Raw genomic sequence first — 22,118 nt, forward strand, 5'->3', positions numbered from 1 at the left:
TTGAAATTCACGTTTAAATATATTACAATAAGGGTGTAATTCACTGAACTATAATGTCATTTATAAATTAAGATGTATCGGACATATGCCGTTTTAAGGTATATGTCTGGTTTTTGTTTATGGGGTTGTACTTAAAAGATAATATAAATGGAATTTATCGCCGGAATGATGAAGGGATGATCTATATGATACAGAACATGGAAAAGCTGAAACAGCTAAGCAGCCATTTTATCCATCTTTATATTGAGGAACGAGATTATGAGCATTTGCATACCTATCTGTCTGCCGATATATCCTGGTATGGGATGAGACAGCATGCTTGCTGCCTCACATTACCTGATGTACAACGGCTTTTTCATGAGGAAACAAAATTGTATAAAAAGCGTTTTCTGATACAGGAGGAGGCTTATGAGGTTGTCTGTCAGAAACCGTCATTTGCAGTTGTAACAATATCCTGTACTCTATATTCGCAAGGGGAAAGCCGTGATTCCACAAAGCACTATCTTCGTATTTCCCTAATCTGGACTCTGGAAGCAGAAGACTGGAAAATCTGCCATGTACACATCTCTGCACCTTGGAAGGAGGAAACACCCAAGCTGACACAAGGCTGTGACAACGGCCCACAAACAATGACACAGCTGCACAACCGGCAATGCGATGCTCTCACTCATATTTATAATCTGGAAGGCTTCGCAGAGGCAGTGCAGTCTGTTCTTGAGAACACAAAGCAGCAGTTTGCCTTGTTTAAATTCGGTATTCGTGATTTTCGTTTCATAAATCAAACGCACGGCTATGCTTTTGGTGACGATGTGTTAAAATGTATTGCACGTAATCTAAGCTCGATCTGTCAGAAGGAGGAGCTGTGCGCGCGTATTGAGAAGGATACATTTGCTGTATTGTTTCATTTCACAAATAAAAAAGAGCTTCATAACCGTCTGCACAATATACGTAAGCACTTGCTTGATGAGCATATTGAAAAACGCCTGAAGCATCCAATACAATACATAGGAGGTGTCTATCTGATACAGGCAGGGCATACAGAGAGTATTAAATCTATGCTGGACAAGGCAGTGCTGGCAATGCAGTATGTCGAGCGAAGTAGCCGCAACAGTGATTTCTTATATTTTGAAGACTGGATGCTGAATCAGAAAAACCGCAGCAGTGAATTGTTGGAGGAGGCTGTAAAGGCTATGCAGGAGGATGCATTTCAGTTGTATATTCAGCCGCAATTTAACCTCATAGATAAAAATGTCATATCCGGAGAAGCACTATCCCGCTGGTTTCTTGCGGATGGTACTGCTGTTCCTCCGGATGAGTTTATCACGCTCTTTGAAAAGCACGGTATTATTTCTAGCTTTGACTTTTATGTGCTGGAAAAGCTTTGTAAAGTCATGCGCTCCTGGCTGGATGAGGGCAGAAGCATGCTTCCAATATCCATCAATCAGTCCCGACTGCATATCAAGGAGCCCTCCTATTTGAAGAAATTCTGTGAAATTGTTGATTTTTACAAAATTCCACATGAATTGATTGTTTATGAGCTGACAGAATCGGCATTTACAGATTGCGTCAGGGAGCTGCAGGATTTTATGAAGGAAATACACAAGGCAGGATTTCAGATTGCCATCGATGACTTTGGGACCGGATATGCCGGAATCGGTATGCTGAGTCAGGTGGATGCTGATATATTAAAGCTTGATAAAAGTATGCTGAACGGTCTTGGCACTGATCGCAGACAAATGACGATATCATGGAAAATCATTGAAATGGCCCACAGTATCGGTATGCAGGTAATTTGTGAGGGAATCGAAACCAGAGAACAATATTATGATTTGAAAATGCTGCGTTGTGACATCGGACAGGGATTCCTAGTCAGCCGGCCTATTCCTGCAGAGCAGTTTGCGGTACAATATCTTCCTAACGCTGTGCTTTTATGATAGAAACGGTTTTCTTTTACCGGGGAATGCGGTAGAATAAATACAGGTGATCATAATGGTACAAATTGGAAATGACTGGGACGAGCTGTTAAAGGATGAATTTCAAAAGGAATATTATCAAAAGCTGCGTATTTTTCTGGCAAGAGAATATAAAACACAGACGATCTATCCGGATATGTATGATATCTTTAATGCACTTCGCTATACCGCTTATAAGGACGTGAAGGTTGTTATTTTGGGGCAGGATCCTTATCATGGACCGGGACAGGCTCACGGATTGTGCTTTTCTGTAAAAAAGGGTGTAAATCCGCCGCCTTCTCTGGTAAATATCTATAAGGAGCTTCATGATGATCTGGGCTGCTCTATTCCGGTACATGGGGAATTAACAAAGTGGACGAGGGAAGGTGTTCTGCTTCTTAATACCGTTTTAACTGTCCGCAGAGGACAGGCGAATTCACATCGCGGCAAGGGGTGGGAAATTTTAACGGATGAAATCATTCGTAAGCTAAATGAACGGAAAGAGCCGATTGTCTTTCTTCTGTGGGGTCGCAATGCAAAGGAAAAAATGGAGCTGATTACAAATCCGGCACATTTGATTCTAAGCTGTGCACATCCAAGCCCTTTCAGTGCAGATTATGGCTTCTTTGGCTGCCGTCATTTTTCAAAAGCAAACGCATTTCTCAAAGAGCATGGACAGCAGCCGATTGACTGGCAAATTGTCTAAAAGTCTATCATGGGAAAAGTATACTAATATAGTGCAAATACGGGTTGGTTGGTAAGCCAGCCTTTTTAGTGCGGGGAACAATGACCTGTGATAATAGTTCCTCATGAAAAGCGTATTCAGTTCATTCTTTTTATGATATAGAAGCATTACTAAATCCTCATAAGATTTTATACAAAGAAGCCGTTTGTATAAAATTAGGAACAATGCAAAAACAGGTTCAGAAATCGGCATAGAAAAGAAAAGCTGTACAGCCTGCAGCTTACGTGAAAGGTGTGCATGTTGATAGTATTGCTAAATTGAACCACATATACGATAGGACACCTGTATTGCATATTGTCATAATCATAAAAAAAGCCGGCTTTCATACCGGCTGTATATGAAAAATAATTATCTGTGATACAGATTTTTTTTGCTTACTTCTTTACGTATTGAATGATGCATGATTTTTTATAAAAGGCAATACCGTAACCAACGATATCTTCATAACCTTTTCGCTCTAGGCCTTCGATATATTTCATATCAATGATCTGCTTACACGCCTGCTCTGCCAGCTTTTGTAAATCCTCTTCACGCTTTGCGACCTTTAATTCAAGCAGCACCCCTCTGGATAATCTGCTGATTGGCAGCAGTGTAATATCGCTTCTTCCCAGCCCTGACTCCTGATTGGATACGACCTGATATTCGCTCATCATTCCAAGCAACAAGCCATGATAAAATTTCTCATCGTAATCAAAATAACTGATGCTTTGAAATAAAACAGTATTTAACAGCTCAGTTGCACCTGATATATCCTTTTGCTTCAACGCTTCCACAAAGGTGGCTCCGTTATTTTTTACCTGCTCGTCAAACCATTCCCTGAATATGGATACATACACCCGTTTAATCTCTTTGTTAGGTATCATCAGACGGTATCTTTTTTCTTCCTCATTCACACAGCTTACGACCTTTAAATATCCTGTGTACAAGAGAAAGCTATACACATTGTTGATCTGATCCATTTCACGATAGGTCAAATCATCCTTGATCGGCTTTTCAATTATACCACCGGATGCCAGTACATCAAATTCCTCCCGCATGAGAGGATTTGCCTCCTTTACGTAACGATAAATGATTTCGTTACCGCTCGTATTCGCCCAAAAGGATTCCGGCTCTTTTCTACTGGAATTGAGCAAACGATCCATATACATCAGGACACTCCAGGGATTGTACACATCACAGCCGCCAAACTGATAGCCGTCGTACCATTCTTTTATTACAGCCTTGTATTCCTCAGCATGATACGCCTGAAGCAATGGATCTATTTCACTTTGTGTAAACCCAAACCTCTGACTGGATACTTCATCAAAGATGGAATCTACTTTAAAATTATTCAGTCCTGTGAAAATTGACTCCTTCGCAATTCTCAGACAACCGGTTAATACCCCTTTTTCCAATGCATCATTTGTTTTCAATGCAGCACTGAAAATACCTCCAAGGAAATCTGCTGTTTCTTCATAATAGCCATTTAGATAAGCATTTTGCAAAGGTACATCATACTCATCCAGCAAAAGTATGACCTTTTCATTATAATGCTTTTTCAAGCATTGACTAATAAAACGAAGGGATTTTTTCAATTCTGCTTTGCTTACATTACCTTTTCTGTATCTTGCCAAAGTCTCCAGATCAACACTGTCTAACTTTTCGCTGTTTAATAATTCGCTGTTATTTCCAATGTATTCGCTGATAATACCTTTAAAAGCATCCAGTTGATTTGCGAATGCGATATCCTTCATATCCTTTAAGGATATGAAAATGACAGGATAGCGGTTCTGATGGCTTTTTATTTCATGATCCTTTATAATACGCAAGTTATCAAATATATACGCATTTTCTTTTTCCTTGATAGAAAAAAAATAAGACAGCACGCCTGAGCGGGCACCGCCTACTCATATTCAGGGTTTTACCGAACCGGCGGGGACGGGTATATAAAACGACTTTCTCATTATATACATCCTTGATAAACATCGTTTTATCTACATAATAATACTCCTTATCAATCAGTTCCTTAAAGTCTTCTATACCAATTGGTAATCTTCGCATATGATCAGCTCCTCTATTCGTATTATACCACGGCAGTCCTTACCAATGAAAGAAAAACACGTTAGAAACTGCGGTAATCATAAGCATCCATACATTGTGTTCTAAAACATAGGGGATAAAAAATAATAGAATAATCCTATGGCAGCTTTTGTTTCTTACAGCCTTATGTATACATGAAACGTATAGAAATTAAGTTGTTTATGCATAGGAATATGATAATAAATGAGGAATTCCAAGCATTAGGCGGTATAGAGAGACTGAAAAATTTGTATACGATGAAAGAAAATTTCTGTTTCTTTTCAAAAAAAATCCTGTATCTGATGTCAAATACAGGATTTATCGGTTAATTATAGGAACGTGAGCTAGCAAGTGAGCGCTGTGGTTCGCTTGCGGCAGATGCAGCATCCTCTTTTGCGAAACGCTCACTCAGCCGCGCATTGCTCAGCATCAGCTTTAAACGGTTTTCCTGGTTTACCTTTGTGGCACTTGGATCATAATCAACCGCTACGATGTTTGCCATTGGATATTTATCCTTTATTTTACGTGTCATTCCCTTGGCAACGATATGGTTTGGCAGACAGCCAAACGGCTGACAGCATACAATGTTATTAACACCGCTTTTTATGAGCGATACCATTTCACTTGTTAAAAGCCAGCCCTCACCCATCTTTGTACCGCGATTGATGATTCCTTCGCTGCTCTCAATGACTTCTTGAAAGGAATCCGGAGCACGGAAGATGCCCTGCTTCTGAATAGCTGTAATAGCTTTCTTCTGCATATTCTGAATTAGCTTAACCGCCATCTGGATAAAACGATAGCTTCTTTTATTGCGTCCGTAATATTCATGATCAATAAGAGAATTTTCAAGACAATATAAGCCGAAATCCAGCACACCGCTGACGACAGGCTCACAGCCCTCCTGAATCAAAAAGTCTTCCAGCTCATTATTTCCCAGGGGGGCATATTTCATGTAGATTTCTCCAACGATTCCCACCTGGATTTTTGGTTTGCTGCTTCTTGGCAGTGCTGCAAAATCATGCAGGATTTCCTGATAATTGTGCTTTAGCCGCATATAGGAGAGGGAATCAAACTGTGCTGTGATGGTTTCCACCCAGGTTGTGACCAGAGCATCCGTATTGCCCTTTTCCAGCTCATACGGTTTGCACTGGTTTTTGAGCCACATCAGCATATCTGCATATAAAAATGCATATAATAATCTCAGCAGCATCTTAGGCGTCAGCTTGAATCCGCTGTTCTTCTCTAATTGCGAAAAGTTGACGGAAATCACTGGTACCTGCTCAAAGCCGGCCTGTACCAGCGCCTTGCGCAGCAGGTGGATGTAATTGGAAGCACGGCATCCGCCTCCTGTCTGTGTGATCGCCAGAGCGATATGATCCGTATCGTATTTTCCACTCTTTAATGCATCAATCATTTGACCAATGACAAGCAGGGCCGGATAACAGGTATCATTATGCACATTCTTCAAGCCTTCATCAATAATCTGCTGACCCTCTGTTTGCAGGATTTCCACATTGTATCCCTCTTTACAAAGAATGTTTTGCAGAAACTGGAAATGAATCGGCAGCATCATCGGAACAAGAATTTTATGTGTTTTCTTCATTTCCTTTGTAAACTCTACATGAGACATGATTATCCCTCCCTTTCTTCCATGGCTGCCAGCAGGGAGCGGCAGCGAATCTTTACTGCACCGAGGTTGTCAACCTCATCGATTTTGATCTGCGTATACAGCTTGCCGTTATCCCGCAGGATATCCTTTACCTCATCCGTGGTAATCGCGTCAATGCCGCAGCCAAAGCTGACGAGCTGTATCATTTCCATATGCTCCTGATGTGCCACATACTGTGCGGCGTTGTACATACGGGAATGGAACGTCCACTGATTTAGTACATGGACACTTGGTAATACAGGCTGTTTTTCAATACTGTCCTCACTGATGACAACAAAGCCTAAATCGTTCATCAGCCGGTGAATTCCATGATTGATCTGCGGATCAATATGATATGGACGACCGGCAAGCACCACGACATTGCGATGATTGCGCCGTGCAAATTCAACAGCATTGCGCCCTTCTTCCTTAACGCGGTCTTTGAACTGCTGATAGGCAAAGTAAGCATGATTGCTGGCAGCCTGCACATCCTTAAACGGTATATCCATGCTCTCGGATTGGAAATATTCAAACATCTTCTGATCAAAGATATTCTTATCCTCCAGATAAACATACGGATATAGGAAATTCACATCCCTGACATCCATATTACCCTCGATAACCTCTGGATAATAGGCAACGACCGGACAGTTGAAGTGATTATCTCCCATTTCCTCATTGACGTTGTAGGTCATACACGGATAGAAAATCGTTTTCAAGCCCTTATTGATCAGGGACTGGATGTGACCGTGCACCAGCTTTGCAGGATAACAGATAGTGTCACTTGGAATCGTATGCTGTCCTAAGGAATACAGCGCCTTGCTGGAGCGGTCACTCAATACAACCTCATAGCCCAGATTGGTAAAGAAGGAATGCCAGAAAGGAAGATTGTCATACATGTTCAATACAAGCGGTATGCCGATTTTTCCACGGATACCGGGTACACCCTTCAGCTTAATCAGCTCCTCATATTTATAATCATACAGGTTTGGCAGCTTATCCCGGTTGACCTTTCCAGTTACCGGACGCTCGCATTTATTTCCTGCAATGTGCTTTCTGCCATCCGCAAAGGTGTTTACCGTCAGGTTGCAGTGATTGGTACACAGGGCACAGTTGAAGGCCTGGGATGTGTGCGTAAAGCTTTTTACATCCTCCTTGCTTAAAATCGTGGATGAAGCTGCGCCCTTTTCCTTCGCGATCAGTGCAGCGCCGTATGCCCCCATTAAATGAGAGATACTTGGGCGGATCACATTCCTTCCCAATTCCAGCTCAAAGCTTCGCAAAACAGTATCGTTTAGGAAGGTTCCTCCCTGTACGACGATCTGTTTTCCGATATCATCCGGACTCTTGGCACGGATGACCTTATACAATGCATTTTTTACGACACTCATGCACAAGCCGGCAGAGATATCCTCCATGCTGGCACCGTTTTTCTGTGCCTGCTTCACACTGGAATTCATGAACACCGTACAGCGTGTTCCCAGATCGACCGGATGCTTTCCGGATAACCCCATTTTAGCAAATTCCTGAATATCATAGCCCATGCTTCGGGCAAACGTTTCAATAAAGCTGCCGCAGCCGCTGGAGCAGGCTTCATTTAACAAAATATCATCAATCGTATGATCCCGGATACGGAAGCATTTCATATCCTGTCCACCAATATCAATGATGAAGTCCACCTGCGGGTTAAAATGACGGGCCGCATGATAATGGGCAATCGTTTCCACAACACCGATATCCAGATGGAAGGCATGCTTCATCAGCTCCTCACCATAGCCGGTTACGGCACTGTGAACGATTTGGATGCGGTCTTCCATCAGCTCATAAATTTTCATGAGCTCCTTTTGTACGACATCCACCGGATTTCCAAGATTGTTCGCATAGCTTTCATACAGGATTTTGCACTGCTCGTCAATCAGTACCAGCTTAGTCGTTGTGCTTCCGGCATCAATTCCCAAAAAGGCCTTTCCTTTATAGGTATGGATATCGCTGCGGTCCACCTTTGCGCTGGTATGCCGCTTTTTAAATTCCTCATATTCCTGGTCATTTTCAAACAGCGGGGGGAGTCCGGCCGTCTGTACCTTTTTGGCAGCCATCCTCTCCATTCTTTCAAGCAGCTCCTCATAAGAGAAATCCGTTGTTTCGTTTGCGGCATAAACGGCGCTTCCCAGGGCGACAAAATAAGGGGCAAGCTCAGGGAAATTGGCCTGTGCATCACTGAGCTGGAGCGTTTCCTTAAAGCGCTCCTGCAGTCCCTTTAAGAAATGTAAGGGGCCTCCCAGAAACAGGACGTTTCCTTCAATATTTCTTCCCTGTGCCAGCCCGGCGATACTCTGATCGACTACCGCCTGAAAGATACTGGCCGCAAGGTTTGATTTTTCACATCCCTGATTGATCAGGGGCTGTACATCACTTTTCGCAAACACACCACAGCGTGATGCAATCGGATACAGCGTCGTATGCTCCAGTGACAGCTGATCCATCGTCTCCAGATCGACATCCAGCAGGGTAGCCATCTGGTCAATAAACGCTCCGGTACCTCCGGCACAGGTAGAATTCATCCGTTCCTCCAATGTTCCCTGCAGGAAGATGATTTTGGCATCCTCACCGCCAAGCTCTATGACGACATCGCTAGCCGGATAGTATTTACGAACAGCCTGTGCTGTTGCGAATACCTCCTGTACGAAAGGAAACCCTGCATCATCCGCGATGCCCAGACCGGCGCTTCCGGTAATGGCAAGCGAGATTCTTTGTCCCTGTAAAAGCTCCTTCAGCTCCCTCAGCTTGGAAACACTCATTTCCCTTACTTTGGATTTATGGCGTTCATAGCTCTTGTATACGATCTCATCGTGATCGTTTAGCACAAGCGCCTTCAGGGTTGTTGAACCTACATCTATTCCCAGTTTATATGTCATAGGTTACTCCTTTCTCTCAAGCATTTTGAACATCGTTTCCCGCAATTCCGGAAGGATTTCCTCAATGGAATCCGGCTGTTCAAAAAAGATTGCATTGTAACAGACGAAACCGATAATCTCCATCAGCATTAAAAAGCGATTCAGTGCTTTCTTTTCCGATTCATTCTCGCGCTGCAGCAGCCTGAGAAAATCCGGCATGCGTTCTATATGGGTAAAGACCATATTGCGATGTTCCTTTGTATCTAATATAGAAGCAATGTTTTTCTGAACCGTACGAAGCAGCTTCGGATGCTGGATATAATAGGAGATCAGCTCATCGATAAAGGTGCGCTTCCAGCATGTATGCTGTGCTTTTGCTGTTTCGTAGGAGCGGTTAAGAATATCGTTCATGAGACAGCCGTGCTGTTTGGTGAGAATCTGAGATATCAGCTCCTTCTTATCCTTATAGTATACATAGAACGTCCCTTTTGCGACATTTGCGCGTTTGACAATTTCATTGACGGAGGTTCCTTCCACTCCCTGCTCATGAAACAGAGCGATGGCGGCATCCTGAATGCGTGATCGTTTATTTACGGTTTCTTCCACAAAAACACTTCCTTTATTCATACATTTGTATAGTTTATACCCATAATGACCGGCGGTCAATAGATTTGCATCTTTTTTCAGACAGAATTCAGAAAAGAGCACATCTTGTCGAATGTGTAACCGTTTTCTTCAAAATAATAAAACTATCTCTTTACAACATAACAATGTTACGATATAATGGTGATGTAATAAAACAATGTTACAAAAGAGGTAGTAAAATGGAAATATCCAAAAAGGAATTATTGAAGACAACCGGGATATCCTATGGACAGCTGTATCGCTGGAAACGGGAGGGTCTGATTCCGGAGGAATGGTTTGTAAAGCGCTCCAGTCCAACGGGGCAGGAAACCTTTTTCCCGCAGGACAAGATTCTCAAACGCATTCATGCCATACAGCAGTTAAAGGACAGCTATTCGCTGGAGGAGCTGGCGAATATTCTGACACCGGAGGTCAGTAACCGTCTGTTTTCAGAGGAGGATCTGGAGCATTTCGATGAGCTGGATGTCGATGTGGCTGCGGATTTTATGGATGCGATGAACAAGGACAGCTTTGTTTTCCTGGAGGTGCTGGTCATGATTGCCTTATCCCAGGCGATGTATGAAACAACGATTTCCCCTGAGGAACGTACACGTGCCATCGTATTTCTCAGCAAAAAAATGGAGCTGCTGCACAGTGCGGACTATGTACTGGAGCTGCTGCAGGCAGAGGACAGAATGTATGTGCTGTTGAAAAAGGAAGGCAGTGATGTATTTGTGGATGATGCATTAGGTGTTGTCAGAAGTATACATTTGAATGAATTAAACAATGCGATTAAGCTGAAATATAAGGAAACCTTTCAGTTTACGTTCGATGAAGAGGAGATGAGGACATGATGACATATCGCGTAAAACGAATTTTGTGGGGACTGGTGTTTGTGGCTATCGGTATAGGATATCTGGGAACACAGCTGGAATGGTGGGATTTCACCATATTCTTTCCGGGCTGGTGGACCATGCTGCTGATTCTGCCTGCTGTCTACAGTATGCTGGATCACGGTCTGCATTTCTATAATATTTTAACAGCCCTGGCAGGGGCATACTTTCTGGCTGATGCCAATGCGTGGATCGATGTGAAGTTCACCTATCCGGTCTGGATGGCGATCATCTGCATTGCGATCGGCTTGCGGTTATTATGTACAAGGAGGGTACGCTGGTATGAATACAGAGCACACGAATACAACGATTGAAGGCATCGGGTCAATTTCAGGGGGCAGCTATGGACGTATTGACATCGAGGGTGTCGGATCCATTAACGGAGATTTGGAATTTGAAATATTGAACGTGGAAGGAACCTGCCAATGCAGTGGAGATTTAAAGGGTGGAACCATGGATGTTGAGGGTGTTATGACCTGTAAAAAGGATATCCGTGTAAAGCGCCTGGATGTAGAGGGTGTTTTGAAAAGCGATGGTATCCGCGTTTATGCGGATGAGATTTATGTGGAGGGTGTTTTGAAAAATAAGGGAGAGGTGAATGCCGATAAGGTGCGCATTGAAGGCTGTGCATCCCTAAATGATCTGTTTGGTGATGATATCCGGATCAATTATGGTCATGGACAGCATATCTTCCACGGTCTGTTTGGTTTTCGGCCTGAAAAAAGAAATACAGCACGCAACATCGAATGCAGTAAGCTGACCGCCTGTAACATGTCTGCTCATTCCATCAGCGCAACTGAAATCCATCTTTCCAGCCACTGCAGAGTTGATCATATAACCTGCGATGGGAAGCTGCTTTATGACAGTACCTGCCGGATTGGAAGCATCGACGGAGATTGTGAAAAAATTGTTAAATAGAAATTAGCCGGCAGGGATTGCGCTTGCCGCCTTTTATGGTATAATTCTTACGATTACAGGGGATGGTGAGTGTTATGAAATTGCAAAAAATTATGTATGAATATGTGTATGTGATCATCGGCGGCTTTTTGTTTGCTATAGGCCTGAACCTGTTCATTGTCCCGCTGGGCTTGTACAGTGGCGGTGTCATCGGTATCGCACAGATTATCCGTACCATTCTGGCTCAGTATGCGCATATGGATTTCGGACAGCTGGACATTGCCGGTATGATCAATTTTCTAATGAACGTACCGCTGTTTATCCTGGCCTACCGCAGTATTTCCAGAAAGTTTTTCGTAAAGACGCTACTTTGTGTACTGACGCAGACAGCAGCCTTTACCATTGTTATGATACCCTCCACACCGATTCTTGACGATGTACTTGCGGCCTGTCTGATTGGAGGCTTGATCTGCGGCTTCGGCATCGGTCTGGCGCTGCGCAGCGGCGGAAGCGGCGGAGGTCTGGATATTCTGGGCGTATATTTTACAAAGAAATTCTCAGATTTCAGTGTCGGACGGTTGTCAAATATCATCAATGTCCTCGTGTTCGGTGTCTGTGCTATTCTGTTTAATGTGACAACGGCAATCTATTCCATTATTTATACGGCATGTATGTATCTGGTAGTGGATAAGACGCATTATCAGAATATCAATATGACGGCGATGATTTTTACCAAGGAGGATGAGGTACAGGAAAACATCATGAAGGAAATGGGACGCGGTGTCACCTACTGGAAGGGTGCCGGAGCATATACTAAGACGGATACGCATATTCTTGTGACAGTGATTTCCAAATATGAGGTAACACAGCTGAAAAAAATCATTTATAAGATCGATCCCAGAGCCTTTGTCATTTTTAATGAGGGTATGAGTATCAGTGGAAACTTTGAGAAGCGGTTATAAGGAATCGCTTTTTCTATAGGAAGGAAAGAGCTGTATGAGAATCATCACGAAAGAAGAGGTGCTGGCGCATCGTCTACGTGCCCACCATTTGGATACTGCGATAACTTCACTGGAGGTCGCTTCCTCCACCTGTGGCTTTCAAAACAGTCCACCCGGCACCTGGCTGTGCGCTGCTTTTAATCGGCTGCAGGAGGTTACCGCAAAACAGCTGCGGGAACAGCTTGACAAACAGCAGGGAGTAATACAAGCGTGGAGTCTGCGTGGTGCTCCATGGATTTTTCCTGTGAAGGATGCAGCTGTGTTTCTGGATGCTCTTTGTGCAAAACAAGACGAAAGCTGGATTTATGCTGGAGGTCTGAAGCACTGTCAGCAGGATATGAAAGTTCCATTTGAGCTGCTTCTGAAGGAACTGATGGAATGTCTGCGTATGCTGAAACAAGAGCCTGTTATTTCAAAGCAGCGTTTGGATACACTTCTGGCACAGGCAATGCAGGAACGTATTCCTGCATCCCTGCGGACATTGTGGAACTCTCCCTCTCCTTATGCGGCAGGACAACTGTTTGGGGAAGCCATTGTTTCTTTTCTGTTGAGACCTGCTTCCTTTCAAAGAGGGATCATCTTCGGACCAAGACAGAAAGCATCACCATTGTTTACAGCATTTCCTGATCATATAACTGAAAATCCCTATACATATGAAGAAGCCTGTCAATCACTGGTGTGCCGCTTTCTGCATGCTTATGGACCATCAGATGTGAAGGGCTTTGCAAAATGGACAGGCATGGATCCGGCACAGGCACGGCGGTTATGGATGCTTGCAGAAGATGAATGCCTGCGTGTGCTGTATGAAGGAAAAGAGTGTGTTATCTGGAAACAGGATACCTATACTGAATCAATTACGGATAGGACCATGCTGCTGCCTGCACATGATCCCTATCTGAATATTCATGATCGCTCCTTACTTCTTGAGGATTGCAGGTTGCAACGTCTGGTATGGAAAACAGTGCAGAATCCGGGAGCTGTTATAAAAAACGGTCGCTTATGCGGAATCTGGAAATCCCGGAAACGAAGGCATGGTATTGAACTGGAAATCACATTGTTTGAAGCAATAAGCAACGAGGATATCAAGCACTGGGCACATTCCTATGAACAATTTCTGGAACAAGAGGTAAGCATTGTCTATACACAGCTTTAAAGACAGTCAGGCCTCTGACTTTTCTTACAGGACGATACAGCCATCCTGCACATCCTTGCATTTACTATTATCCAACCGTACAAATATGGAGGTGGTCAAATGAATATCATAGATGGAACGACCTGTCTTAAAGAGGTTGAAGCACTGATTAAAGAATACACAAAGATGCTGGGCAGGGATTTGAGTTTTCAGCATCTTGACGAGGAGCTGGCAGATTTAAAGCAGAAATACAGCGGAAAGCAGGGAAGACTGCTTGCGGCAGTTGCGGATGATGGCACGGTTGCGGGCTGTGTGGCATATCATCGCCTTTGTGAGGAATGCTGTGAAATGAAACGGCTGTATGTTCAAGAGTCATATCGAACCTGCGGCATAGGGCATAAACTGGCAGAACACATCCTTGCTCTTGCGAAAAAGGACGGATATCAAACAATGGTGCTGGATACCATAGAGCCTCTGCAAAGTGCTGTTCGCCTGTATCAGCGCCTTGGATTTCAGGAAACAGCTCCGTATTATAATAATCCGATGAATGATGTGATCTATATGAAAAAAAATCTGTAGAAGCAGGAGAATATCCTGTAGATACTTGTATGTGCTTTACAGAATGAAATCGGATGTTTTTACAGCAGTGATACAGATGTATTTCTGCCGGAATGTGCATCCGTTTTTTGTGCATACAGACAGCCATACCAATAAAATAGAATAAAAAAACGCCTGTCCTCCTGTTCAGGAGATCAGACGCAGGGATCATATATTCAATTCTTATTTTTTTCTTTCAGCAGTATATTTCTGATAGATGTATTTTAAACCCTTAAATGTAAGATTGCGGTCATATATATCAATTTCATCCGTATTTTTGTAAATGATTTTTCCCAGACCGCCCGTCGCAATAACCTTCATATCCACGTTAAGTGCTTTTTTAAATTCCTTAATGATGTACTCACTCTGTCCGATATAGCCGTATACAAGACCGGCCTGCATACTGGTTGTCGTTGTTTTGGTAAGAATACTGGCAGGCTTTTTTATTTCTATTTCCGGAAGCTTGGCAGCCTGTGTCCACATCGCCTGTGCTCCAGTTTCAATTCCCAGCGTGATAACACCATATTCAAAATTCCCGTGGGCATCTACGTAATCAAAGGTGGTCGCTGTACCATAATCGACAACAAGACAGGGACCTCCGTATTCAAAATAAGCACCGGCGGCATCCACGATACGGTCAGCTCCAACCGCTTTGGGGTTCTCGGTTTTTACTGAGATGCCGGTTTTGATGCCGGGCCCAACGAGAATCGGTTCCCTGTGCATATATTTGCGGATTCCGTTTAGAAAGGAATGCATGATTTTCGGTACCACACTGGATACGATGACATCCTTAATATCCTCAGGCTGTACCCTGGAGGCATTTAAAAAGTTCATCATCATAAAGCCGTATTCATCACTTGTACGCTTCATTTTTGTTGTTAGACGATAGTTTCCTATCAGCTTGTCTCCATGATAGATACCGATGGTTATATTCGTGTTGCCTACGTCAATGACTATTAGCATAGGGATTCTCCTTTTTCTTTGCTGAGTGCTGCCAGACGCGTCAGAAGCTCCACGCCTACCTCATATTTGCTCATCAGATCCAGCGTCTCTGTATGATCCTTCTGTATCAGGGTTACCACGTTTGTGTCTCCCTGAAAGCCTGCGCCCTGCTCATGCAGATTGTTGGCAACGATCATATCACAGTTTTTCTTATTCAGCTTCTCTGTCGCATGCTCCAGTAAATGCTCTGTTTCCATGGCAAAGCCGCAGATGGTTTGCCGATCAAGGCGGTGCTCACCCAGCCAGGCCAGAATATCCGGATTTTTCACAAAGGTGACCTCCAGAATTTCTCCCTGCTTCTTTATTTTGTTTTCTTCGATTTTCTGTGCCCGGTAGTCACCGACTGCCGCAGCCTTTATGATGATATCATGACTTGCATATTCCTGCTGTACCGCATGAAACATATCCTGTGCGCTGATGATAGGAATCACACGTACGCCCTGTGGTGCGCTGATGTTCACCGGTCCGCTGATCAGTGTTACCTCAGCTCCCATATCACGGGCAGCTCTGGCAATTTCATAGCCCATCTTTCCGGAAGAATGATTGGATAGGAAGCGTACCGGATCCAAAGCCTCACGAGTAGGCCCGGCAGTGACAAGCACGCGTTTTCCCTTCAGCTGTTGGGATGCTTCCAGAACATGAAGAATGCGTTCTTCAATAAGATTGATATCTGCCAGCTTCCCTTTTCCGGTATCTCCGCAGGCAAGATAGCCAACCTCCGGCTCAACCAGCTCATAGCCAAGTGCTTTTGCGGCTTCCAGGTTTTTCTGGGTGACCGGATTTTCATACATACCGGTATTCATAGCCGGACAGATGATTTTTGGACAGCTGGCAGCCAGAAAGGTCGTTGTCAGCATATCATCGGCAAGCCCATAGACAATCTTAGCAATGACATTTGCAGTTGCTGGTACGATGACAAAGGCGTCAGCACGATGAGCGATGGAAATATGTTTGACACTGCGATCTGCCACCTTTTCAAAGGTAGACACCATCACATTGTGTTTTGTTAGTGATTCAAAGGTCAAAGGAGCGATAAATTCTGTGGCATTCCTGGTCATAATGACTTCCACATCATACCCTTTCTTGATAAGATTGCTGGTCAGCTGTGCGGCTTTAAAGGCAGCAATACCGCCGCTGACACCCAATACGACTGTTTTTTTCATAGTATCCCTCACAGGTTCTTTATAAGTCGTTTATTATTATAACGCATCATTCTCTGCATCACAACTGTTTCAAAGCGAAAAAAGATAAAAAATTCACAAATGAAACATTCCTGCAAAATTGCAATCCGTTTCATTATTTCTATACATTTTATATCGAATGATATTATAATATAGGTAATAGATAAGGATAGCGGATCGGGATTTAAACGTTCCTACTTTTATAGATGTTTCTATCTATGTTTATAAAGGCGTTATTCCTTTACAAAAACTATGATGCGGGAGGAGAAGTCTATGGAAATCGTAAATACAGATGACATGCGGAGAATGGATGCGGAAGCGATTCATGAATATGGGATTCCCGGTATCGTGTTAATGGAGCATGCAGCTATGGCAGTGATGGAGTATATGCGTGAAAATATAGCCGCGGACAGTCGCATCATGATTTTATGCGGCCCGGGAAATAATGGCGGTGACGGCTTTGCACTGGCCCGTCTTCTGGTGGAGGAGGGGTATACGCATGTGCGTATTCACTGTAGTGTTCCCTATGACCGGATGAGCCATGATGAAGCCATCTATGCCAGAATAGCGGAAAGCTATGGAATTGAAATTCTGCAGACACAGGATATGGAAATTCTGAAGCCTGCTCTGGATGCTGCCGATGTTGTTGTGGATGCTTTGTTTGGAACCGGATTGTCCCGAAATATCGAAGGCTTTTATGATGTGCTTATTCTGTATTTGAATTTACTGCATAAGCATGTAATCAGCATTGATATTGCAAGCGGGGTGCATGGGGATACGGGAAAGATAATGAATTGTGCAGTGCAGAGCAGTGTAACCATCACCTTTGAATGTCTGAAAAAAGGGCAGCTGTTATATCCGGGCAGCAGCTATTGCGGTGATATTCTGGTGAAAAAAATCACTCTCCCTAAAAGGGTGAAGGAAGCTATACGGGATAAGATTCATCTGCTGGATGAGGATATTGTAAAAAGCTTTCTTCCCAAGCGGGATGCACATTCCAATAAGGGAAGCTTCGGTAAGGTGCTGATGGTTGGTGGTAGCTCTTTTATGCATGGGGCTATCACGTTGGCCGCAAAGGCAGCCCTGCTAAGTGGTACCGGAACGCTGACACTGTTTCTTCCGGATTGTATTTCCGATATCATCTCCATGAAGCTGGAGGAAAGTATGCTGATGCTGGCGCCATCTATGAATGGGACGTTTTCAATGATTTCCGTTGACCTGTTAAAGCGCAATCTGGATCATTATGATCTGATTACCATCGGGAACGGTATGGGACGTAATGAGGTAACCGGTGCGATGGTACAGGCGGTGCTAGAAAGTAACCGTCCGTGTCTGCTGGACGGCGATGCATTATTTGAGGCTGGAAGGATGCAGGAGCTGATTCAGCATCGTAAGGCAGTGACCATCCTGACACCGCATCCTAAGGAAATGAGCTATTTATGTGGCTGCAGTGTGAAGGAGGTATTACAGGATCCCCTACAGTGTGCACAGGATTTTGTGAGAGGCTGTGAGAATGTCGTGCTGGTACTGAAGGATCAGCATACGATTATCGCAGAAAAAGACAGCGTATATATGAATACGGCAGGAAATCATGCGCTTGCGAAGGGGGGGAGCGGGGATGTACTGTGCGGTATTTTAACAGGACTGTATGCGCAGGGAAAGCAGCCGCTGCAGGCAGCTGCTGCAGCTGTATACGTACATGCTTCTGCTGCGGATGAGCTGATTCATCATATGGATGCCTACAGCATTCAGCCCAATGATCTGATTACCGCTTTGTCAGGGATTTATGGAAAGCTAAAAAATAAATAGAAACGTAACGGATATTGTTTCCAAAGGACACAGGAATATATAAAGATATACGATATATTCCTGTTTTTGTATAGGTACTTCTTCTTTGTGAAGCCCGTAAATGTATAAGCAGCTAGTATTCAACGACTAATTGAAGCTGTATAGAGGAAAAAGTATATGAAAAAAACACAGGTTTAATGCAGAACTAATAATACAGGTTATTCGTAGATAAAATGATTAGTAGACAATGTAAAGATTATGCAGAGACGCATAGTGTCTCATAAGCTACAAAATCATATCCCCCAAATCTCATCAAATGTGCAAATAATACATGAACAAAAAAGTATCGTCATCCTTACATCATAAAGGGCGGCTTTGTTTTCTATATTCCTTGGTGGGTAACGAAAGGTAAATTACAAGCATACAGCATACTTCAAAATACCTTGCTACTTACCGGTTCATTGATTACCGGTAGATGTATGTAGCTATTTTTTTATTATCTATCACTCTGATCCGGATACATCCTATATTAAAAAAGAATAAACATACGCAAATAACCTTCTGTATTTTTATATTCATTTATGCTACACTGTAGGTAATTCATTTTACGAGGAGGGGTTTTCTTGGTAACAAATATTAGATATTTCAGAAGCAGCTTCATTTCATATTCGCAAGAGCCCCGGTACCTCTGCGTTTCTTGATCCTGTTAAAGATAGCTTTTCTTTTCTTGATCCAACTTTCACAAAACATACATTTATATTAAGTATCATAACCAGCCTACATAAGCAATCCATATATCCAGGGTATCCCCGGATATGCTGAACCGCCTATACGACAGAAGCCTATTGTTCATGACCGCGGTTTCTCATTTGATTTCGATTTTCCTTATAGAGCTTATCAAAGAGGGCCGCCCTATCATATTTCTTACACAAAGATGTTTTTTAAAGAAAGAAGGAATATGATTATGAACGAAAATTTATCGATAGCTTCTATCCTTTCAGAGCATCAGGATAAGCGAAGCTATGACGCCTATTGTAAAAAAATCTTATCAAACAAGCAGATTCTAGCCTATATTCTAAAGGGATGCGTTCCAGAATACGCTGATTTAGCTCTGGAAGCCATTCCGCAATACATTGAAGCCTTTTCTGTAACAGATACAGAAATGAATGAAAATATCAATGGCAGGAATATAGAGGATGAAGCAATACCGGGAGCGCTGATAAAATATGACCTCTTGTTTGAAGCAGCTCTGCCGCAGGATGTAAATACAAAAAATGAAAAGACTACAACCGCGTCTGCAGGGAACAAGGTCTGTTTGATTATCAATCTGGAAGCACAAAATAAGGATAATCCGGGATATCCCCTGGTGAGCAGAGCGTTATATTACTGCAGCAGATTGGTGGCAAAGCAGAAAAACGCAGCAGATGGCTTCCGGCATTCAGAGTTTGAAAATATAAAGAAGGTGTATTCCATATGGATCTGCATCCAGCATTCCGACTATAAGAATGATGTAGTCAACACCTATGCCATTCATGAAAGCTGTCATATGAAACCCTGGAATGCCCCTAAAGAGCAATATGATCTCATGACTGCCATCATGATATATCCGGGAAAACAATATGACCACAAAAAGGAGCATACAGACGAGCATTTGCACAGCCTGCTGGAATTGTTGAACATCCTGTTTATTGCTAAGCTTCCTGTAAAGGATATGAAGGAACAGCTGCAAAAATATGATATAATAATGACGAAGGAAATAGAAAGCGAGGTTCAGAATATGTGCAACTTAAGTGACGGTATTGAAGAAAGAGGCATTATGAAAGGTTTACAACAGGGCATGGCTCAGGGACTGGCTCAGGGTAAAGCAGAAGAAAAGATAGATTCAACGTTGCTTTATGTAAAAAACCTGATGCTGGCAGCCGGTATCAATGCAGAGAAAGCAATGGATATGCTTGGTGTGGAAGCTGATATTCGACCCGTAATTTTTGATGCGTTGAAATGCTCCTGATGTAACTAAATAATTCATTGATAGTAAGTAAAAGGACTGTTGCATTTTTCCAGTCCTTTTCAATATACTGATAGATTTCCGCATCACAACTAGATAAAGAAATTGATGCTTTTCTAATAAACAAGTTTGACAAACAGTAATTAGAAAGATTTTATCAAAATGCCGGTAGTGGCTGTTGCTTCATTGCCAAAAACAGTGACCAGCTACATTGTTTTTCATTCTTCATGCTGTAGGATGAAGGATATCCGATTGTGGTATTTTCTTGTGAAAATATACACAAAGTGGTTGTTTTTCTTTACACTTAGGCGTAGAATGTAACTATAGAAGGGGATTTGTAAGCCCTATAAGGAGGAAAACAGACATGCAGAGATTTACATTGCCAAGAGATATGTATCATGGACAAGGTGCATTGGAAGCATTGAAGACACTAGAAGGAAAAAAGGCAATCGTTTGTGTTGGCGGCGGTTCCATGCGTCGTGGAGGCTTTTTGGATCGTGCCGTTGCGTATCTCAAGGAAGCAGGAATGGAAGTGCGTTTATTTGAAGGCATTGAATCCGATCCATCCGTAGAGACTGTTATGCGCGGAGCAGAGGAAATGCTTGCATTTGAACCGGACTGGATTGTCGCAATGGGTGGCGGGTCTCCAATTGACGCCGCAAAAGCCATGTGGATCAAATATGAATATCCGGATATCACATTTGAGGATATGTGCAAGGTATTTGGTATTCCGAAGCTGCGCAGAAAAGCACAGTTCTGTGCAATCTCATCTACATCGGGAACAGCGACTGAGGTTACCGCATTCTCTATTATTACAGATTATGAAAAGGGCATTAAATATCCAATTGCCGACTTTGAAATCACGCCGGATGTAGCGATTGTCGATCCGGATCTTGTAACAACGATGCCAGTCAAGCTGGTAGCACATACCGGTATGGATGCCATGACACATGCTGTGGAGGCTTATGTTTCCACAGCAAACAGTAACTTCACCGATCCGCTGGCAATTCATGCGATTGAAATGATTAAGGAGCACCTGGTAAAATCCTATAATGGAGATATGGATTCCCGTGCTGCGATGCATGATGCACAGTGTCTGGCAGGACAGGCCTTCTCCAATGCCCTGCTAGGTATCGTTCATTCCATGGCACATAAAACAGGTGCCGTATTTGCAGATCAGGGCGCACATATCATTCACGGTGCAGCGAATGCGATGTATTTGCCGAAGGTTATCAAATTTAATGCGATGGATGAAACAGCAAGAAAACGCTACGGTGTGATTGCGGACTATATGCATCTGGGCGGCTCCAGCGATGAGGAAAAAGTGGATTTGCTCATTGCATACCTGCGTGATATGAGTGACGCTCTTCATATTCCGCACTGCATTGCCCATTATGGAAAAGACGGTCTGCCTGCAGAGGAAGGCTTTGTGAGTGAAGATGTATTCCTATCCCGTGTAAAGGATATCGCGGCGAATGCCATTCTGGATGCCTGCACAGGAAGTAATCCAAGACAGCCAAGCCAGGAGGAAATGGTGAAGCTGTTGAAATGCTGCTATTACGATACAGAGGTTGATTTCTAGCAGCTTCAGCTTACTTAGCTGGTAGTAAATTTTGAAAAGAAAAAACGGATGCCATCGAAGAAATTCTGCATCCGTTTTTGTATGGTTTGTGAAGCTGTTATAATTTTGTTTTCTATTTC

At 43.2% G+C, this 22,118-nt stretch carries 18 protein-coding genes; 11 read left to right on the plus strand and 7 right to left on the minus strand.

The window, feature by feature from the left end; all coding sequences use genetic code 11:
• Window positions 1-185 precede the first annotated feature (185 nt).
• Both GKZ87_06360 and GKZ87_06365 read left to right on the plus strand, forming a co-directional pair.
• The gene (locus GKZ87_06360; GenBank protein ID QSI25129.1) at window positions 186-1,934 is read left to right on the plus strand and encodes an EAL domain-containing protein; all 1,749 of its coding nucleotides are present in this window, start codon (window positions 186-188) and stop codon (window positions 1,932-1,934) included.
• 55 nt (window positions 1,935-1,989) lie between these two features.
• A complete protein-coding gene (locus GKZ87_06365; GenBank protein QSI25130.1) occupies window positions 1,990-2,658 on the plus strand; it encodes a uracil-DNA glycosylase in 669 nt (222 codons plus the stop codon).
• 413 nt (window positions 2,659-3,071) lie between these two features.
• Here GKZ87_06365 and GKZ87_06370 read toward each other — a convergent pair whose 3' ends face one another.
• From GKZ87_06370 to GKZ87_06390, 5 genes are all read right to left on the minus strand, one after another.
• Window positions 3,072-4,505, minus strand: coding sequence for an AAA family ATPase (locus GKZ87_06370; protein ID QSI25131.1), 1,434 nt, complete (start codon window positions 4,503-4,505; stop codon window positions 3,072-3,074).
• A 4-nt stretch (window positions 4,506-4,509) separates the two neighbouring features.
• Complete coding sequence (locus tag GKZ87_06375) at window positions 4,510-4,737, minus strand: AAA family ATPase (protein ID QSI25132.1); 228 nt, start codon at window positions 4,735-4,737, stop codon at window positions 4,510-4,512.
• 343 nt (window positions 4,738-5,080) lie between these two features.
• Entirely contained in the window at window positions 5,081-6,385 is a 1,305-nt protein-coding gene (locus GKZ87_06380) for a 2-hydroxyglutaryl-CoA dehydratase (protein ID QSI25133.1), read from the minus strand.
• 2 nt (window positions 6,386-6,387) lie between these two features.
• Window positions 6,388-9,318 (minus strand): 2-hydroxyglutaryl-CoA dehydratase, encoded by a 2,931-nt coding sequence (locus tag GKZ87_06385; protein ID QSI25134.1) that lies wholly within the window; start codon window positions 9,316-9,318, stop codon window positions 6,388-6,390.
• 3 nt (window positions 9,319-9,321) lie between these two features.
• Window positions 9,322-9,903, minus strand: a complete 582-nt coding sequence (locus GKZ87_06390) for a TetR family transcriptional regulator (GenBank protein ID QSI25135.1) — start codon at window positions 9,901-9,903, stop codon at window positions 9,322-9,324.
• 218 nt (window positions 9,904-10,121) lie between these two features.
• On the opposite strand from GKZ87_06390, the gene GKZ87_06395 reads away from it, so the two are divergent.
• The 6 genes from GKZ87_06395 (at window position 10,122) to GKZ87_06420 (ending at window position 14,423) form a co-directional block, all read left to right on the plus strand.
• On the plus strand, window positions 10,122-10,775 hold the full coding sequence (locus GKZ87_06395) for a DUF4004 family protein (GenBank protein QSI25136.1): 654 nt from the start codon (window positions 10,122-10,124) through the stop codon (window positions 10,773-10,775).
• Window positions 10,772-11,128, plus strand: a complete 357-nt coding sequence (locus GKZ87_06400) for a hypothetical protein (GenBank protein QSI25137.1) — start codon at window positions 10,772-10,774, stop codon at window positions 11,126-11,128. Before GKZ87_06395 ends, GKZ87_06400 begins: the two co-directional genes overlap by 4 nt.
• Window positions 11,097-11,732, plus strand: coding sequence for a hypothetical protein (locus GKZ87_06405; GenBank protein QSI25138.1), 636 nt, complete (start codon window positions 11,097-11,099; stop codon window positions 11,730-11,732). Before GKZ87_06400 ends, GKZ87_06405 begins: the two co-directional genes overlap by 32 nt.
• A gap of 74 nt (window positions 11,733-11,806) precedes the next feature.
• A complete protein-coding gene (locus GKZ87_06410) occupies window positions 11,807-12,673 on the plus strand; it encodes a DUF2179 domain-containing protein (GenBank protein QSI25139.1) in 867 nt (288 codons plus the stop codon).
• Between the two features lie 34 nt (window positions 12,674-12,707).
• Window positions 12,708-13,865 carry a hypothetical protein gene (locus GKZ87_06415; protein QSI25140.1) on the plus strand — a complete coding sequence of 386 codons (1,158 nt, stop codon included), beginning with the start codon at window positions 12,708-12,710 and terminating at the stop codon, window positions 13,863-13,865.
• 99 nt (window positions 13,866-13,964) lie between these two features.
• Window positions 13,965-14,423 carry a GNAT family N-acetyltransferase gene (locus GKZ87_06420; protein QSI25141.1) on the plus strand — a complete coding sequence of 153 codons (459 nt, stop codon included), beginning with the start codon at window positions 13,965-13,967 and terminating at the stop codon, window positions 14,421-14,423.
• Window positions 14,424-14,624: 201 nt separating this feature from the next.
• Here the strand turns inward: GKZ87_06420 and GKZ87_06425 are convergent, their stop codons facing one another.
• Window positions 14,625-15,404, minus strand: a complete 780-nt coding sequence (locus GKZ87_06425) for a type III pantothenate kinase (protein QSI25142.1) — start codon at window positions 15,402-15,404, stop codon at window positions 14,625-14,627.
• Window positions 15,398-16,606, minus strand: coding sequence for a bifunctional phosphopantothenoylcysteine decarboxylase/phosphopantothenate--cysteine ligase CoaBC (gene coaBC / locus GKZ87_06430; protein ID QSI25143.1), 1,209 nt, complete (start codon window positions 16,604-16,606; stop codon window positions 15,398-15,400). Before coaBC ends, GKZ87_06425 begins: the two co-directional genes overlap by 7 nt.
• 291 nt (window positions 16,607-16,897) lie before the next feature.
• On the opposite strand from coaBC, the gene GKZ87_06435 reads away from it, so the two are divergent.
• From GKZ87_06435 to GKZ87_06445, 3 genes are all read left to right on the plus strand, one after another.
• Window positions 16,898-18,433, plus strand: coding sequence for an NAD(P)H-hydrate dehydratase (locus GKZ87_06435; GenBank protein QSI25144.1), 1,536 nt, complete (start codon window positions 16,898-16,900; stop codon window positions 18,431-18,433).
• 937 nt (window positions 18,434-19,370) lie between these two features.
• Window positions 19,371-20,420 (plus strand): hypothetical protein, encoded by a 1,050-nt coding sequence (locus GKZ87_06440; GenBank protein QSI25145.1) that lies wholly within the window; start codon window positions 19,371-19,373, stop codon window positions 20,418-20,420.
• Window positions 20,421-20,781: 361 nt separating this feature from the next.
• Entirely contained in the window at window positions 20,782-21,999 is a 1,218-nt protein-coding gene (locus tag GKZ87_06445) for an iron-containing alcohol dehydrogenase (protein QSI25146.1), read from the plus strand.
• The last annotated feature ends 119 nt before the right edge of the window (window positions 22,000-22,118 follow it).

The organism is Erysipelotrichaceae bacterium 66202529 (assembly GCA_017161075.1).
In the GTDB taxonomy this organism is placed as follows: Bacteria; Bacillota_I; Bacilli_A; order Erysipelotrichales; family Erysipelotrichaceae; genus Clostridium_AQ.